Origin of the sequence: Streptomyces sp. MNU89, from assembly GCF_020982505.1 — a bacterium.
In the GTDB taxonomy this organism is placed as follows: domain Bacteria; phylum Actinomycetota; class Actinomycetes; order Streptomycetales; family Streptomycetaceae; genus Streptomyces; species Streptomyces xinghaiensis.
On the sequence record NZ_JAJKLL010000001.1, the window covers coordinates 2468746 to 2483119 of the forward strand.

Annotated in this window: 16 protein-coding genes; 12 read left to right on the forward strand and 4 right to left on the reverse strand. The window is 72.9% G+C overall.

Annotation, left to right across the window (positions count from 1 at the left end; translation table 11 throughout):
• The first annotated feature begins 23 nt into the window (after nucleotides 1-23).
• From E4N63_RS10410 to E4N63_RS10420, 3 genes are all read left to right on the forward strand, one after another.
• Complete coding sequence (locus E4N63_RS10410; RefSeq protein ID WP_019710098.1) at nucleotides 24-203, forward strand: DUF6104 family protein; 180 nt, start codon at nucleotides 24-26, stop codon at nucleotides 201-203.
• A gap of 167 nt (nucleotides 204-370) precedes the next feature.
• Nucleotides 371-1369: a DUF4097 family beta strand repeat-containing protein gene (locus E4N63_RS10415; protein ID WP_230240501.1), complete on the forward strand. Its 999-nt coding sequence runs from the start codon at nucleotides 371-373 to the stop codon at nucleotides 1367-1369.
• A 1-nt stretch (nucleotide 1370) separates the two neighbouring features.
• Nucleotides 1371-2459, forward strand: a complete 1089-nt coding sequence (locus E4N63_RS10420; RefSeq protein ID WP_230240502.1) for a PadR family transcriptional regulator — start codon at nucleotides 1371-1373, stop codon at nucleotides 2457-2459.
• Nucleotides 2460-2591: 132 nt separating this feature from the next.
• On the opposite strand, the gene E4N63_RS10425 is transcribed toward E4N63_RS10420, so the two are convergent.
• Complete coding sequence (locus E4N63_RS10425) at nucleotides 2592-3554, reverse strand: zinc-binding dehydrogenase (RefSeq protein WP_230240503.1); 963 nt, start codon at nucleotides 3552-3554, stop codon at nucleotides 2592-2594.
• A gap of 388 nt (nucleotides 3555-3942) precedes the next feature.
• Complete coding sequence (locus E4N63_RS10430; protein WP_125622958.1) at nucleotides 3943-5148, reverse strand: NADP-dependent malic enzyme; 1206 nt, start codon at nucleotides 5146-5148, stop codon at nucleotides 3943-3945.
• Between the two features lie 523 nt (nucleotides 5149-5671).
• Between E4N63_RS10430 and E4N63_RS10435 the strand changes: the two genes are divergently transcribed.
• From E4N63_RS10435 to E4N63_RS10450, 4 genes are all read left to right on the forward strand, one after another.
• Nucleotides 5672-6628, forward strand: a complete 957-nt coding sequence (locus E4N63_RS10435) for an ABC transporter substrate-binding protein (RefSeq protein ID WP_125622959.1) — start codon at nucleotides 5672-5674, stop codon at nucleotides 6626-6628.
• A 41-nt stretch (nucleotides 6629-6669) separates the two neighbouring features.
• On the forward strand, nucleotides 6670-7668 hold the full coding sequence (locus E4N63_RS10440) for an amino acid ABC transporter permease (protein WP_374112734.1): 999 nt from the start codon (nucleotides 6670-6672) through the stop codon (nucleotides 7666-7668).
• Nucleotides 7665-8444 (forward strand): amino acid ABC transporter ATP-binding protein, encoded by a 780-nt coding sequence (locus E4N63_RS10445; RefSeq protein WP_019710105.1) that lies wholly within the window; start codon nucleotides 7665-7667, stop codon nucleotides 8442-8444. Before E4N63_RS10440 ends, E4N63_RS10445 begins: the two co-directional genes overlap by 4 nt.
• A gap of 227 nt (nucleotides 8445-8671) precedes the next feature.
• On the forward strand, nucleotides 8672-9322 hold the full coding sequence (locus E4N63_RS10450) for a CGNR zinc finger domain-containing protein (protein WP_230240504.1): 651 nt from the start codon (nucleotides 8672-8674) through the stop codon (nucleotides 9320-9322).
• Here E4N63_RS10450 and sodX read toward each other — a convergent pair.
• Nucleotides 9205-9723 (reverse strand): nickel-type superoxide dismutase maturation protease, encoded by a 519-nt coding sequence (gene sodX, locus E4N63_RS10455; RefSeq protein WP_268270993.1) that lies wholly within the window; start codon nucleotides 9721-9723, stop codon nucleotides 9205-9207. The genes E4N63_RS10450 and sodX overlap by 118 nt on opposite strands.
• Nucleotides 9724-9864: 141 nt before the next feature.
• Between sodX and sodN the strand changes: the two genes are divergently transcribed.
• Nucleotides 9865-10260 (forward strand): superoxide dismutase, Ni, encoded by a 396-nt coding sequence (gene sodN / locus E4N63_RS10460; protein ID WP_030545080.1) that lies wholly within the window; start codon nucleotides 9865-9867, stop codon nucleotides 10258-10260.
• Nucleotides 10261-10381: 121 nt separating this feature from the next.
• On the opposite strand, the gene E4N63_RS10465 is transcribed toward sodN, so the two are convergent.
• The gene (locus E4N63_RS10465) at nucleotides 10382-11020 is read right to left on the reverse strand and encodes an N-acetyltransferase (protein WP_039822369.1); all 639 of its coding nucleotides are present in this window, start codon (nucleotides 11018-11020) and stop codon (nucleotides 10382-10384) included.
• A gap of 400 nt (nucleotides 11021-11420) precedes the next feature.
• On the opposite strand from E4N63_RS10465, the gene E4N63_RS10470 reads away from it, so the two are divergent.
• From E4N63_RS10470 to E4N63_RS10485, 4 genes are all read left to right on the forward strand, one after another.
• Complete coding sequence (locus E4N63_RS10470; RefSeq protein ID WP_125622962.1) at nucleotides 11421-11759, forward strand: STAS domain-containing protein; 339 nt, start codon at nucleotides 11421-11423, stop codon at nucleotides 11757-11759.
• A gap of 155 nt (nucleotides 11760-11914) precedes the next feature.
• Nucleotides 11915-12853 (forward strand): beta-ketoacyl-ACP synthase III, encoded by a 939-nt coding sequence (locus E4N63_RS10475; protein ID WP_125622963.1) that lies wholly within the window; start codon nucleotides 11915-11917, stop codon nucleotides 12851-12853.
• 157 nt (nucleotides 12854-13010) lie between these two features.
• Nucleotides 13011-13244 (forward strand): hypothetical protein, encoded by a 234-nt coding sequence (locus E4N63_RS10480; protein ID WP_019710111.1) that lies wholly within the window; start codon nucleotides 13011-13013, stop codon nucleotides 13242-13244.
• 156 nt (nucleotides 13245-13400) lie between these two features.
• Nucleotides 13401-14342, forward strand: a complete 942-nt coding sequence (locus E4N63_RS10485; protein WP_230240505.1) for a 1-aminocyclopropane-1-carboxylate deaminase/D-cysteine desulfhydrase — start codon at nucleotides 13401-13403, stop codon at nucleotides 14340-14342.
• Nucleotides 14343-14374 lie beyond the last annotated feature (32 nt).

The following is a 14374-nucleotide window of genomic DNA, read 5'->3' on the forward strand; positions in this document are numbered from 1 at the left end:
CGATCGTCCTGGCGGAGCGCACGTTGTATTTCACCGACCGCGGTATCGAGGAGCTGGAGAACCGGCGCGGCGAGGAGGAGGTCCCGCTGTCCTGGGTGGCCGAGCGGCTCCGGGAGTTCGTCGACCTCAACCCGGACTTCGAGGTGCCGGTGGACCGCCTGGCCACCTGGCTGGCCCGCCTCGACGACGAGGACGACGAGTAGCCGAGACGGAGACCCGGCCGGCTCACCCCGCACTCGCTCCGTGCCGTGCCGTGCCACACCGGCCGGCCTCGCCTGTTGACTTCCCCCATCCGCGATATATCGTGTCTTTCGGCAGACGCGATATGTTGCGTGCTGCCGTCCGCCCGGAGGAAGGTCAGGTCAGGCCCATGCCAGCCCGGTCCCAGTGGTCCGTCACCGAGGCGCGCAAGTTCGTCCTCGACGCACCCGTCACCGCCGTCCACGTCCGCGTGGTGGGCGGCAACGTCAACATCGTCGGAACGGACGGCTGCGGCCCGGCCCGGCTCCACATCGACGAGCTGCACGGACCACCGCTCACCGTCGTCCACGAGGACTCCACCCTGACCATCGCCTACGACGACCTGCCCTGGCAGGGCTTCCTCCAGTGGCTCGACCGCAAGGGCCGGGACCGCGAGGTCACCGTCTCGGTGACCGTCCCGGCCGGCAGCCGGGTCAAGGTCGGCACGGTCGGCGCGGGCACCGTCGTCTCCGGGGTCTCCGGCGGTACGGATCTCCGGGGCGTCTCCGGGGACAGCACCCTCGCCGGGCTGAGCGGCCCGGTCCGCGCCGAGACCGTCTCCGGCCGGGTCGAGGCGCAGGCCGTCACCGGCGATCTGCGCTTCAACTCGGTCTCCGGCGACCTCACCGTCATCGAGGGCTCCGGCCGCTCCGTACGCGCCGACACGGTCAGCGGCAACATGGTCATCGACCTCGCCACCGCCGGCTGGGAGGCGGACGTCCGGCTGAACACCGTCTCCGGCGAGGTCGCCGTCCGGCTCCCGCAGCGCGCCGACACCACGGTCGAGGCGCACACCGCCGGCGGAGCCGTTTCCTGCGCCTTCGACGATCTCGACATCGACGGCCACTGGGGCGCCAAGAAGATCACCGGCCGGCTCGGCGACGGCGGCGGCAGGCTGAGGGTCACCAGTGTCACCGGCGCCATAGCGCTGCTCCGCCGCCCTCCGGGGGCCGAGGAGGACCCGGTCCCGGCCCGGATCCGGCCGCCCCGGCGCGGCCCGGGAACGGACCAGCGCGGCGGGCCGGGAAACGCGGCCGGCGCCTCGGAGGACGCGCCCGGTCCGGACGCGGCGGACACCACGGACTCCGCGGACTCCGCGCACACCGCGGACGACAAGAAGGTGCTCTGACATGCCCCCCGTCTTCGCCCACGGCCGGCTCCGCCTCTACCTGCTCAAGCTGCTGGACGAGGCACCGCGCCACGGCTACGAGGTGATCCGGCTCCTGGAGGAGCGCTTCCAGGGCCTCTACGCGCCGTCCGCCGGCACCGTCTACCCGCGCCTCGCCAAACTGGAGAGCGAGGGCCTGGTCAGCCACGCCACCGAGGGCGGCCGCAAGGTCTACACCCTCACCGAGGCCGGACGGGACGAACTCATCGCGCGCCAGGCCGAGTTGGCGGATCTGGAGCGCGAGATCCGGGAGTCCGTGGCGGTCCTGGCCGCCGAGATCCGCGAGGACGTCCGGGGCTCCGCCAGCGAGCTGCGCCGCGAGATGCGCGCGGCGGCCGAGCGGGCCCGCACGGCCCGCACCTCCGGCACCGCCCGGGCGCACCGCGGCGAGTACGGCAGCGGCCCCGCGGAGCCCGGCGGCCCCGGCGACGGGGGCGCCCGGCGGCGGGCCCAGGAGGAAACCCGCCGCGCCAAGGAACGGCAGGCGCACCGCGCCGCGCAGGAGAGCCGCCGCGCCGAGCGGAGGGCCCGGCGGACCGGCGGGCAGGCCCGGGACGCCCAGGACGCCGTCGTGGAGGAGATCCAGCGGCTCGCCCGCCGCCTCCAGGACCAGACGCAGGAGCACATCCGCACCGGCGACTGGCAGCGCGCGGTGCGGGAGGGCTTCGCGGAGATCACCCGCGAGGTCAACCGCTTCTCGGGCGGCCCCGGAGGCCGGACGGGCGCCGGCACGGGCCCGGAGACGAGCACGGACACGGGCACGGACACCGGTATGGCCCCGGAGACCGGCACGGACACGGAGACCGGCGCCCGTACCGAAACCGCGCCCGGCACCGCCCCGCCGGAGCCCGAGTGGGCGCGGGAGGCCCCGGAGCCCTCCGGGGACCCCGTACGCGACCTGGAACGGCTGCTGGACCGCTTCCGCGACGACATCCGCGACGCGGCCCGCGACCACGGCGTGACGGAGGAACAGCTCCGGGAGGCCCGCCGCCACCTCTCCACCGCGGCCGCCCGCATCGGAGTCGTTCTGCGCGACCCGGACCGCCCCTGACCGGCGCGAGGCCGGACGGACGACACGGCGGCGGCCCCCTCCGGACTCCCGGAGGGGGCCGCCGCCGTACGCGCCCGGAAAGACCGGACCGGGCCGGCCGGTCCGGGGCCCCGGAGGACCCGGACCGGCGCGTCACACCGTGAGCACGATCTTGCCGAAGAGGTCGCCGCCCGCCATCTTCTCGAAGCCCTCCCGCGCCCGGTCCAGCGGCAGCACGGAGTCGATCACGGGCCGCACGCCCGCGCCGGCGCAGAAGCTGAGCAGGTCCTCCAGCTCGTCCTTGCTGCCCATCGTGGAGCCGACGACCTTGAGCTCCAGGAAGAAGATCCGGTTCAGCTCGGCGCTCTTCGGGTTCGGCCCGCTGGTCGCGCCGGAGATCACCAGAGTGCCGCCCGGCTTCAGGGACTTGACGGAGTGCGACCAGGTGGCGGCGCCCACCGTCTCCATCACCGCGTCCACCCGCTCCGGCAGCCGCGCGCCGGGCTCGTACACCTCGTAGGCGCCCAGCTCCACCGCCCGCCGCCGCTTGGCCTCGTCACGGCTGGTGGCGTACACCCGCAGCCCGGCCGCCCGGCCGAGGACGATCGCGGCCGTGGCCACACCGCCGCCGGCACCCTGGACGAGGACCGCGTCCCCGGGCCGGACACCGGCGTTGGTGAAGAGCATCCGGTACGCGGTCAGCCAGGCGGTCGGCAGACAGGCCGCCTCCTCGAAGCTGAGCTCCTTCGGCTTGGGCAGCACGTTCCAGGCGGGGACGGTGACCTGCTCGGCGAAGGTGCCCTGGTAGCGCTCGGTGAGGATGGAGCGCGGCTCCTTGGGGCCCACCCCGTGGCCGCTCTGGCCGATGACGGAGTGGATCACCACCTCGTTGCCGTCCTCGTCGATCCCGGCCGCGTCACAGCCGAGGATCATGGGGAGCGCTTCCTCACCGAGACCGACACCGCGCAGGGACCACAGGTCGTGGTGGTTGAGCGAGGCGGCCTTGACGTTGACGGTCGTCCAGCCGGAACGGGCCGTGGGCGCGGGGCGCTCACCCACTTCCAGTCCGTTGAGCGGCTGGTCACGGTCGATACGAGCTGCGTAGGCGGCGAACATGATCCGACCCTAGATCGCCGGGACGAGCCCACGGAACCACGCACGGGTGTGACGCGCGCCGCGTGCCCCCAACCGGCGGCCCCGGAGCTTCCCGGCCGCCCGCGCCGCGGGCCCCGGCTCCCGGGCCCTACGCCCCCGTTGTCCCCGCAACCCTTGCCCGAGGGGACGAACGGGCAGTCAAGGGTGGGCGGAAGGGCGGTATTCGCGTCCGCGCAGCACGGGTGACCGGCCCCGCGGGTGACCGGCCCCTGCGGGAGACGTCCGCGGACACACCGGCGCCGTGGCACCACCCCCGAGGCGGCACCACGGCACAGAGGTCCGGGCACGGCACGGCCCGTCCCGGCGGACCGGGCAGCGGCCGGGAGAGCCGGTCGGGCCCGGACGGGGCTCAGCGCCGGGCGACGCCCTCGGCCCGGGCCGCCGCGGCCACCGCCGCCGTCACGGCGGGGGCGACCCGCTCGTCGAACGGCGAGGGGATCACGCAGTCGGCGCTGAGCTCGTCCGCGACGACCGCGGCGAGCGCCTCGGCCGCCGCGAGCTTCATGCCCTCGGTGATCCGCGTGGCCCGCACCTGGAGGGCGCCGGAGAAGATCCCGGGGAAGGCCAGGACGTTGTTGATCTGGTTCGGGTAGTCGGAGCGCCCGGTGGCCACCACGGCCGCGTACTTGTGCGCGACGTCCGGGTGGATCTCCGGGTCCGGGTTGGCCATGGCGAAGATCATGGCGTTCGCGGCCATCTTGGAGACCGCCGCCTCTGCCACGGTGCCGCCGGAGACCCCGATGAAGACGTCCGCGCCGTCGAGCGCGGACTCCAGCGAACCGGTCAGCCCCGCCTTGTTGGTGAAGCCGGCCACGTCCCGCTTGACGTCGGTCAGGTCGTCCCGGTCCGCCGAGACGATGCCCTTGCGGTCGCAGACCGTCACATCGCCGATCCCCGCCTCGATGAGGATCTTCGCGATGGCGACGCCCGCGGCGCCGGCGCCGGAGATGACCGCCCGCAGCTGACCGAGGGACCGGCCCGTGAGCTTCGCGGCGTTGCGCAGGGCGGCGAGGGTGACGATGGCCGTGCCGTGCTGGTCGTCGTGGAAGACGGGGATGTCCAGGCGCTCCTGGAGCCTGCGCTCCACCTCGAAGCAGCGGGGTGCGGAGATGTCCTCCAGGTTGATCCCGCCGAAGGAGGGGGCCAGCCGGACGACGGTGTCGACGATCTCGTCCACGTCGCGGCAGTCCAGGGCGATGGGCACCGCGTCCACGCCGCCGAACTGCTTGAACAGGATGGCCTTGCCCTCCATCACGGGCAGCGAGGCCTCCGGGCCGATGTCGCCGAGCCCGAGCACCGCGCTGCCGTCGGTGACGACCGCCACGACCTGCGACTTCCAGGTGTAGTCGTACACCAGCTCCGGCTGCTCGGCGATGGCGCTGCACACCTTGGCGACGCCGGGCGTATAGGCGAGGGACAGATCGTCCCGGTCGCGCACGGGCACCGTCGCCCGGACGGCCATCTTGCCGCCGCGGTGCAGGGCGAAGGCCGGATCGAAGGGCTCTTCACCGTCCGTTTCGCTGTCGCTGCGAGGATTCACGATCTCCGCTGCCACTGTTCTGACCCCTTAAATCTGAAAGTGTTGAGGGTTGCCGCGCCGGGTTGAGGCGCGAGCGGGCACCGCGTCCGCGGTCCCGGACGGCGGTTGGCCGTCCCCGCGGCCGGAGCCGCGCGGGGGGGAGTTACGGACGCCGGGCGCGCCGCACACGCGCCCTGAGCCCCGGGTGAGGGGTGTAAGGGTCTTTTCTACCGGACGAGCGGTTGCTCATACGAGTGACTTCCCTTGCATCTGGGCTCGGCACGATGCGTCGTCAAGCCCAAATCAAGCCGTTCACCAGCACTTTTACCGGCCGGGGAGCGAAACCGTGATGCCGGTCTCGTTCGGGGCGTACGGCGGTGGCGTGTTCGGCCGTGTTCGTTCCGTACGCAAAGGGGATTGCCCGTTATCCGATTTTGACACGACCACCGGCTGTCCTGTTCCGTCCGGATGGCAAGATGCCCTAATCAGCCAGGGTCGCGCCGCTCGCAGGAGTGCGTCCGGCCGCAGTTTCATCCCTCACTCGCAGGAGGATCCCACCATGACCGCTTTCCCCACCCGCCGCACGGCCGCCCGCAGGTCACGGACAGCCGCCGTCGGCGCGATAGCGGTTGCGGGCGCCCTGCTGCTCACCGCCTGCGGCGACCAGACCGACGGTGCGGACGGCGGCGACACGGGCGACAAGAAGACAAAGGGATCCGAGGCCCCGCTCTTCGACCAGCTCCCCAAGGAGATCCAGGACAAGGGTGTCATCAAGGTCGGCTCGGACATCGCCTACGCGCCGGTCGAGTTCTACGACGACAAGGACCAGGTCGCGGGGATCGACCCGGACCTCGCCGAGGCGCTCGGCAAGCAGCTCGGCGTCGAGTTCGAGTTCGCCAACGGCACCTTCGACGGCCTGATCACCGGTCTCAACTCGGGCCGCCACGACATCATCATGTCGGCGATGACGGACACCAAGGAGCGGCAGGAGGGCAAGGACGGCGACAAGAAGGTCGGCGACGGCGCCGACTTCGTCGACTACTTCCGGGCCGGCTCCTCCATCCTCGTCAAGAAGGGCAACCCGGAGGACATCAAGTCCCTGGACGACCTCTGCGGCGAGACCGTGGCCCTCCAGCGCGGCACCGCCAACGAGGACCTCGCCAAGGCGCAGAGCGAGAAGTGCGACAAGCCGATCAAGGTGCTCGCCTTCGAGAAGGACACCGAGGCGCTGCTGCAGGTCAAGCAGGGCCGCGCCGTCGCGGACATCAACGACTTCCCGGTGGCCGCGTACAACGCCAAGACCTCCGGCGGCGGCAAGGACTTCGAGGTCGTCGGCGAGCAGATCGACGCCGCTCCGTACGGCATCGCCGTGAGCAAGAAGAACACCGAGCTGCGCGACGCGATCAAGGCCGCCGTCGACGCCGTCATCGAGAACGGCGAGTACGAGAAGGTCCTGGAGAAGTGGGAAGTCACCAACGGCGCGGTGGAAGAGGCGACCGTCAACGGCGGCAAGTGAGCCGCCGGAACCGCACAGCTCCCCAGCAAAGGTAACTCTCCGTGTCAGAACCCCATGACAAGGTGCCGGGCCGGGCGGTGTCGATATCCAAGGACGACACCGCCGGGTCCGGCCCCGGCGGACCGGCCACCGCCGGTTCCCCGGTCCCGCCCGAGGCCGTCAAGGCCATCCCGGTACGCCACTACGGCCGCTGGATCAGCGCCGCGATCGTGCTGGGCCTGCTCGTTCTGCTGGGTCTCGCGTTCGCGAACGCCGAGATCCACTGGCCCACGGTCCCCGACTACCTCACCTACGGGACCATCCTCACGGGCGCCTGGAACACCCTGAAGATCACTGTCCTCGCGATGCTCCTGGGTGTCGTGCTCGGCACGCTCCTCGCGGTGATGCGCCTGTCGAAGAACCCCGTGATGTCCTCCGTCGCCTGGGGCTACATCTGGTTCTTCCGCGGCACCCCCGTCCTCGTCCAGCTCCTGCTCTGGTACAACCTCGCGCTGGTCTTCCCGCTGCTGGACCTCGGCTTCTACCGCGACGAGATGAACGACGTCATGACGCCGTTCCTCGCCGCCCTGCTGGGCCTGGGCCTGAACGAGGCCGCCTACATGGCCGAGATCAGCCGCGCGGGCATCCAGTCGGTGGACGAGGGCCAGACCGAGGCGGCCCACGCCCTCGGCATGACCGGCCCCCGCACCATGCGGCGGATCGTGCTGCCGCAGGCGATGCGGGTGATCATCCCGCCGACCGGCAACGAGTTCATCAACATGCTCAAGACCTCGTCGCTGGCGTTCGCCATCCAGTACCCGGAGGTGCTCAAGGCGGCCAGCACGATCTACTCCCGCAACCTCGCGGTGATGGAGCTGCTGATCGTCGCCACCCTCTGGTACCTGGCCCTGACCACGGTCTTCAGCATCGGCCAGTACTACCTGGAGCGGTACTTCCAGCGCGGGTCGACCCGCACCCTGCCGCCCACGCCGCTGCAGAAGATCAGGAAGAACCTGGGCTCCTTCCGCACTCCGAGCCGGGTGGGGGGTACCACCGTATGAGCACCGCCGTGAGCAAGCACCCGATGGTCAAGGCCGAGCAGGTGCACAAGTCCTTCGGGCACACCCATGTGCTCAAGGGCATCGACCTGGAGGTGGCGCCGCGCGAGGTCTTCTGCCTGGTCGGCCCGTCCGGCTCCGGCAAGTCCACCTTCCTGCGCTGCATCAACCACCTGGAGCAGATCAACGCGGGCCGGCTCTACGTCGACGGGCGGCTGGTCGGCTACCGCCAGAAGGGCGACAAGCTCTACGAGCTGAAGGAGCGCGAGGTCGCCGCCCAGCGCCGCGACATCGGCATGGTCTTCCAGCGCTTCAACCTCTTCCCGCACATGACGGCGCTGGAGAACGTCATGGAGGCGCCCGTCCAGGTCAAGCGGGAGTCCAAGGCGGTCGCCCGCGAACGGGCGCGCAAGCTCCTCGACCGGGTCGGGCTGGGCGACAAGACCGGCAACTACCCCTCGCAGCTCTCCGGCGGCCAGCAGCAGCGGGTGGCGATCGCCCGGGCGCTCGCCATGGAGCCGAAGCTGATGCTCTTCGACGAGCCGACCTCGGCGCTCGACCCGGAGCTGGTCGGCGAGGTCCTCGACGTCATGCGGGGACTGGCCGAGGAGGGCATGACGATGGTCGTCGTCACCCATGAGATGGGCTTCGCCCGCGAGGTCGGTGACTCGATCGTCTTCATGGACGACGGTGTGGTGGTCGAGTCGGGCAATCCGCGCGACGTCCTGACCAACCCGCAGCACGAGCGCACCAAGTCCTTCCTCTCCAAGGTGCTCTGAGCAAGGGCTCCCCGGGAGTGCGGACAGCGGACGGAGGCGGTACGGACCAGCGGTCCGTACCGCCTCCGCGTCTCCGCGGCCGGCGTCCCGGACCGCGCCCGCGCCCGTGCCGGAGACCCGCGCGGGCCGGGGACGCGCCGGAACCGCCGGAGCGCGCGGTCCGTGATACTTCCGGTACCGCGGACCGCCCGGCCGCGCACCCCGACCCCGACCCGTGAAGGAACCCCGTGGAACTGGCCTCCTACTCGGACTTCGCGGTGCGCCTGGTCAACACCGAGGAACCGGGCCGCGGCAGGGACGGGCTCACCTCCGTCGAGGCGGTGCGCGCCCTGTTCGGCCCCGGCCGGCAGACGGCGCGCCGGGCGAACGAGGCGGACGTCACCCGGCTCCGGTCGGTACGGTCCCGGTTCCGCGCCGTCTTCGAGGCGGCGGACGCCGGCGATGAGGCCCTGGCGGTGGGACTCCTGAACGCCCTGCTGCTGGAGTTCCCGGTCAGCCCGCAGATCTCCGGACACGCCCTGCGCGACGCGGACGGCCGCCCCGACTGGCATCTGCACATCGCCGACCACGCGGCCAACGCCACCGCCGACTACGCCGCCACGGCCTCCATGGGCCTGGCCTTCCACCTCACCGAACACGGCGCGGACCGGCTGGGCATCTGCGGGGCCGCGCCCTGCCGCAACGCCTATCTGGACACCTCGACCAACCGCTCCCGGCGGTACTGCTCGGACCGCTGCGCGACCCGCGCGAACGTGGCCGCCTACCGGGCCCGCAAACGCCTGGAGAGCGCACGCACCGGCCCGGCCGACCGCCGCGAGGACGGCACCGGCCGCACGGCCGAGACCATCCACGACAGCAGCACCGTCGGCGACCGCTGAGCCCGCACCATGCGCGGCGGACGCAGCCGCAGCCGGGCCCGCGCCAGGACCAGTTCGGCGGGGACCACTCCGAACTCGCGGCTGTCGCTCTCGGCGGCCGGATTGTCGCCGAGCATCCACCAGCCGCCCTCACGCCGCTCCGCCGCCCGCTTCACGATCAGCAGGTCCTGCTGCATCGGATGGCGCAGCACCACCACGTCCCCCGGCCGCACCGGCGCCCCGTACCGGACGACCAGCCGGTCGCCCGGCCGCAGGGCCGGCAGCATCGACGGGCCGACGACCTCGGCCAGCCCGTACGGCAGCAGCGGCCCGCGCCCCCCGGGGTCCACCGGTTCGGGTCCGGGCCCCGGCGCAGGCTCGCGCCCGTGTTCGTATCCCCGCCGCCGACCGGCATCAGGCATCCGGCACCTCCCGGTCCGTTCCTCCACGAGTACCGACCTCACTGGGACTTTTGTCCCAAGCCCGCTGGGGCACTCGCCACATGACAGCCTTCACGGAGTAATGTCCCACCTGAGAAGACGATCACGAGGAAGGACAGCTACATGCTCTCCCGCCTGTTCGCCCCGACGGTCAAGGTCAGCGCCCACTGCGACCTGCCCTGCGGCGTGTACGACCCGGCCCAGGCCCGCGTCGAGGCCGAGTCCGTCAAGGCCATCCAGGAGAAGTACCAGGCCAACGACGACCCCCACTACCGCACCCGCGCCACCGTCATCAAGGAGGAGCGCGCGGAGCTCGCCAAGCACCACATCTCCGTGCTGTGGAGCGACTACTTCAAGCCGCCGCACTTCGAGAAGTACCCGCAGCTCCACCAGCTGGTGAACGACGCCCTCAAGGCTGCGAGCGCCGCCAAGGCCTCGACGGACCCGGCGACCGGACAGAAGCTGCTCGACCTCATCGCCGAGATCGACAAGATCTTCTGGGAGACCAAGAAGGCCTGACCACCGGTCAGGGTTCCGGCCCGCGGTTCGCCCGGCCGCCGGTCCTCCCGCCCGCACCCGGTCCACCGGCCGCCGACCCCGGCGGCCGCGATGGACCGGGTGCGGGCTTCCTCCCCCGCTCTCAGCCGCGCGGCTCGCGCCACATGGGCCACATCGGGGGGCCGTCCGGCAGGTCGACGGTCCGGCCGGTGAACACGAAGCCCTCGCGCTCGTACAGCGAGCGGCTGCGGGCGCTGCTGGCCTCCAGGTAGGCGGGCAGTCCCGCGCTGTCGCAGTGCCGCAGCGCGGGCCCCAGGAGCGCGCTGCCGATCCCCTGTCCCTGCCGGCCGGGGTCGACCCCGATGAGCATCAGATACCGGTGCTCCCGGTGCCGGGGGTGCACCCGGGCGGTCAGCCGGCCGACCGCCTCCGTCCGCTCGTTGGCGGGGTCGCTCACCGCGCGCATGAGGGCGGCGGCCTTCTCGTCCTCCGCGATCGCGGCCGGGACGTCCGCCTCGGCCACGGCCGGGACGGACAGCCAGAGGGCGGCCGCCGAGCCGTCGTCGGTGACCTCCACCGAGCCCTCCTCCAGGGCGGCGTCGAGGAAGACGCCGAAGAAGGCCGGGTGGAGCGCGCGGCGCTGCTCCGCCTCCGGGAAGACCCAGCTGCTGACCGGGTCCTCCATGAACGCCTCGCCCAGGAGGGAGGCGACCCAGGTGCGGTCGTCCGCTCCGGCGCGCCGTATGCCCGGGGTCGGTGCGGCGGTGGGGATCAATGACATCTTCTGCTGCCTCCAGGGTCTCGTGGGTTTCACGGTAGGACGTCCGGCACCCGCCCTCCAGGGCGCCTCGGGCGACACGGTCAGACCTTCGGGCCTTCGTCAATGCCAAGTAGGGAAAATCACCTACACGGATGTAATTTCCCGGCCGAAGACCGTTTCTGCGCTCCCGTCCTCCCGTGCTGTACCGCTACGGTGACGGTACGTCACCCCTTCCCCTGGGCCGTCCGCGGCCCGTCCGCCCGCCGGTGCCGTACGACCGGGGCGGGCCGGTCCGCCGGACCGGGGGCGCGGCGCCGGCCGTTCCGGGGATTCGCACAGCCACGCGCGGAGGACCGGGCGGAAGGGTCCGGCGCGTGGCCCGAACAGGAGAGTTCAGCTGACCCCGAAGCCCAGTCGGCACATGGCCACCTACCGGACGGGCGGCTGCACGGTCGTCGAGCTCCGCGGCGAGATGGACATCGCCGCGGCCCTCGACGCCGCCCCGCACCTCGACCGGGCCACCGCCACGGCCGAGCCCCGGCTCGTCATCGACCTCAGCCCGGTCACGTTCCTCGACGCCTCCGGGCTGAGCCTGCTGTGCCGTGTCCACCGCCGCGTCCACGCCCAGGGCGGACGCCTCGCCCTGGTCTGCGACCGGCCGGGCCTCCTGCGCATCCTGGGCATCACCGGCCTCGACCACCGCTTCCGCCCCGTCCCCACGCTGGCCGAGGCGCTGCGCCGCCACGGTGCCCGCACCTGAGCGCCCCGCTGGCGGGTCGCGCCAGTTCTGTGCCCGGATCCTTGGCCGAACGCGTACCCGGTCACGGGGGTCCGGGCGCCCAGGATGGTGGGGCGGTGCCCACCGCACCCGGCACCGTCGTCCGACCGGTGCCGCCGGATACGAAGGGGGACCCCTTGACGGGTTCACGCGTCCTGGCTCTCGGCCACCACCAGCCCGCCGCCGTGCTGACCAACGACGATCTGGCGGCCATGGTCGACACGGACGACGCGTGGATCCGCAGCCGGGTCGGCATCCGCACGCGCCATGTGGCGCGTCCCGACGAGACCGTGGACCAGATGGCCGCCGCAGCGGCCGCCAAGGCGCTGGCAAGCTCCGGTCTCGCCGCCGCCGACGTGGACCTGGTCCTCGTCGCCACCTGCACGGCCGTCGACCGCAGCCCCAACACGGCCGCCCGCGTCGCCGCCCGGCTCGGCCTCCCCTCCCCCGCCACCATGGACCTCAACGTGGTCTGCGCGGGCTTCACCCACGCCCTGGCCACCGCGGACCACGCCATACGGGCCGGCGCGGCCAGCGCGGCACTGGTGATCGGCGCCGAGAAGTTCACCGACGTGACCGACTGGACGGACCGCACCACCTGCGTGCTCACCGGGGACGGCGCCGGCGCCGCGGTGGTGACCGCGGCGGCGGAGCCGGGCATCGGGCCGGTCGTGTGGGGCTCGGTGCCGGAGATGGGCGGTGCCGTGCGCATCGAGGGCACCCCGAGCCGCTTCGCGCAGGAGGGGCAGACCGTCTACCGCTGGGCCACGACCCAGTTGCCGCCGATCGCGCGCCGGGTGTGCGACCGCGCCGGGGTGCGGCCCGAGGACCTGGCGGCGGTGGTGCCGCACCAGGCGAACCTGCGGATCATCGAGCCGCTCGCCCGTAAACTCGGAGCGGTCAACGCCGTGATCGCGCGGGACGTGGTGGACTCCGGCAACACCTCGGCCGCCAGCATCCCGCTGGCACTGTCGAAGCTGGTGGAGCGCGGAGAGATCGAACAGGGCGCTCCCGTCCTGCTGTTCGGCTTCGGCGGCAATCTGTCGTACGCGGGCCAGGTCATCCACTGCCCGTAGGACCCGGCGGCTCCGCCGCCACGGGCCGGACCGGGCGGAGCGGTGCTCCTCCGTCCGGGCGACACGGGGAACGTCCGGCCCGGCCCCCGCGTTGAGGGGACGAGGGGTGGCGCACCGGCCCGGCCGCCCCCGCCGCACCGATCGCAGGAGGCAGCACATGGCAGGGTTTCTGGACCGCGCCAAGGAGCAGGCGCAGCGCGGGCTCACGCAGGGCAAGCAGAAGCTCGACGAGGTGCAGACCCAGCGCGCCGGTGCCGATCTGCTGAAGAAGCTCGGCGCGGCGTACTACGCCGAGCAGCGCCGCTCCGGCTCCCCGGAGGCCACCCGGCAGGCGATGGCGGCGCTGGAGCAGCACATCGCGACCCACGGCGACGGGGTCCTGCGGGGCTGAGCCCGCGGCGCCCGCCCCGGGCCGCGGCGCGCCCCGGCGGTGCCGCCGTCCGGACCGGGCGGCTCCGTCCCGGCCACGGGCGCTCCGTCCGGCCCGGGCGCCGTGGTCCGCGGCCGCCGGCCCCGCCCGCGCGTCCCACGCCGGCGCCGGGCGACAATGGTCCGGTGTCCGTCCCTCCCCGCCGCTCCCGGCACCCCGCCCGGCCGCACTTCCGGCCCCGGTGCCCTGCGGCCCCGGCTGCCGTCACCGCTGCGCCCGGCCGGGGACGAGCGCTTCGCGCGCCACGGCGTGCGGCTGCTGCTCAAGCGGGACGACCTCATCCACCCCGAGCTGCCCGGCAACAAGTGGCGCAAGCTCGCCCCGAATCTGCGCGCCGCCGCCGAGCGCGGCCACACCGCCCTCCTCACCTTCGGCGGCGCCTACTCCCACCATCTCCGGGCCACCGCCGCGGCCGGCCGGCTGCTGGGCCTGGCCACCATCGGTGTCGTACGGGGCGACGAGCTGGCGGACCGCCCGCTCAACCCGTCCCTGGAACGCTGCGCCGCCGACGGGATGCGGCTGGTCTTCCTCGACCGGGCCGCCTACCGGCGCAAGACCGCACCGGAGTTCGTCGCGGAGCTGCGGGAGCGGTTCGGCCCCTTCCATCTCGTACCGGAGGGCGGCAGCAACGCCCTCGCCGTGCACGGCTGCACGGACCTGGGCCGCGAACTGCGGGGCCGGGCCGATGTGGTGGCGGTCCCCTGCGGCACCGGCGGCACCCTCGCCGGGCTGGCGGCGGGGCTGGCGCCCGGTCAACGGGCCCTGGGTTTCGCGGTGCTGAAGGGCGGTTTCCTGGACGACGAGGTCGAGCGCCTGCAGCGCGAGGCGTTCGGCGCCCGCCGGGGCGACTGGCGGGTGGAGCACCGTTTCCACTGCGGCGGCTACGCGAAGGTCCCGCCCCGACTGCGGGCGTTCGCGGAGGACTTCTCCGCCCGGCACGGGGTTATCCTGGAGTCACTGTACGTCGCCAAAATGTTCTACGGACTGTTGTCGCTGACCGAAGAGGGCGCGTTCCCCCGGGGCACGGTGATCGCGGCCGTTCTCACCGGACCCGGCTGACCAGTGGCGACGGCCGCCCCCGGCCCCGCGGG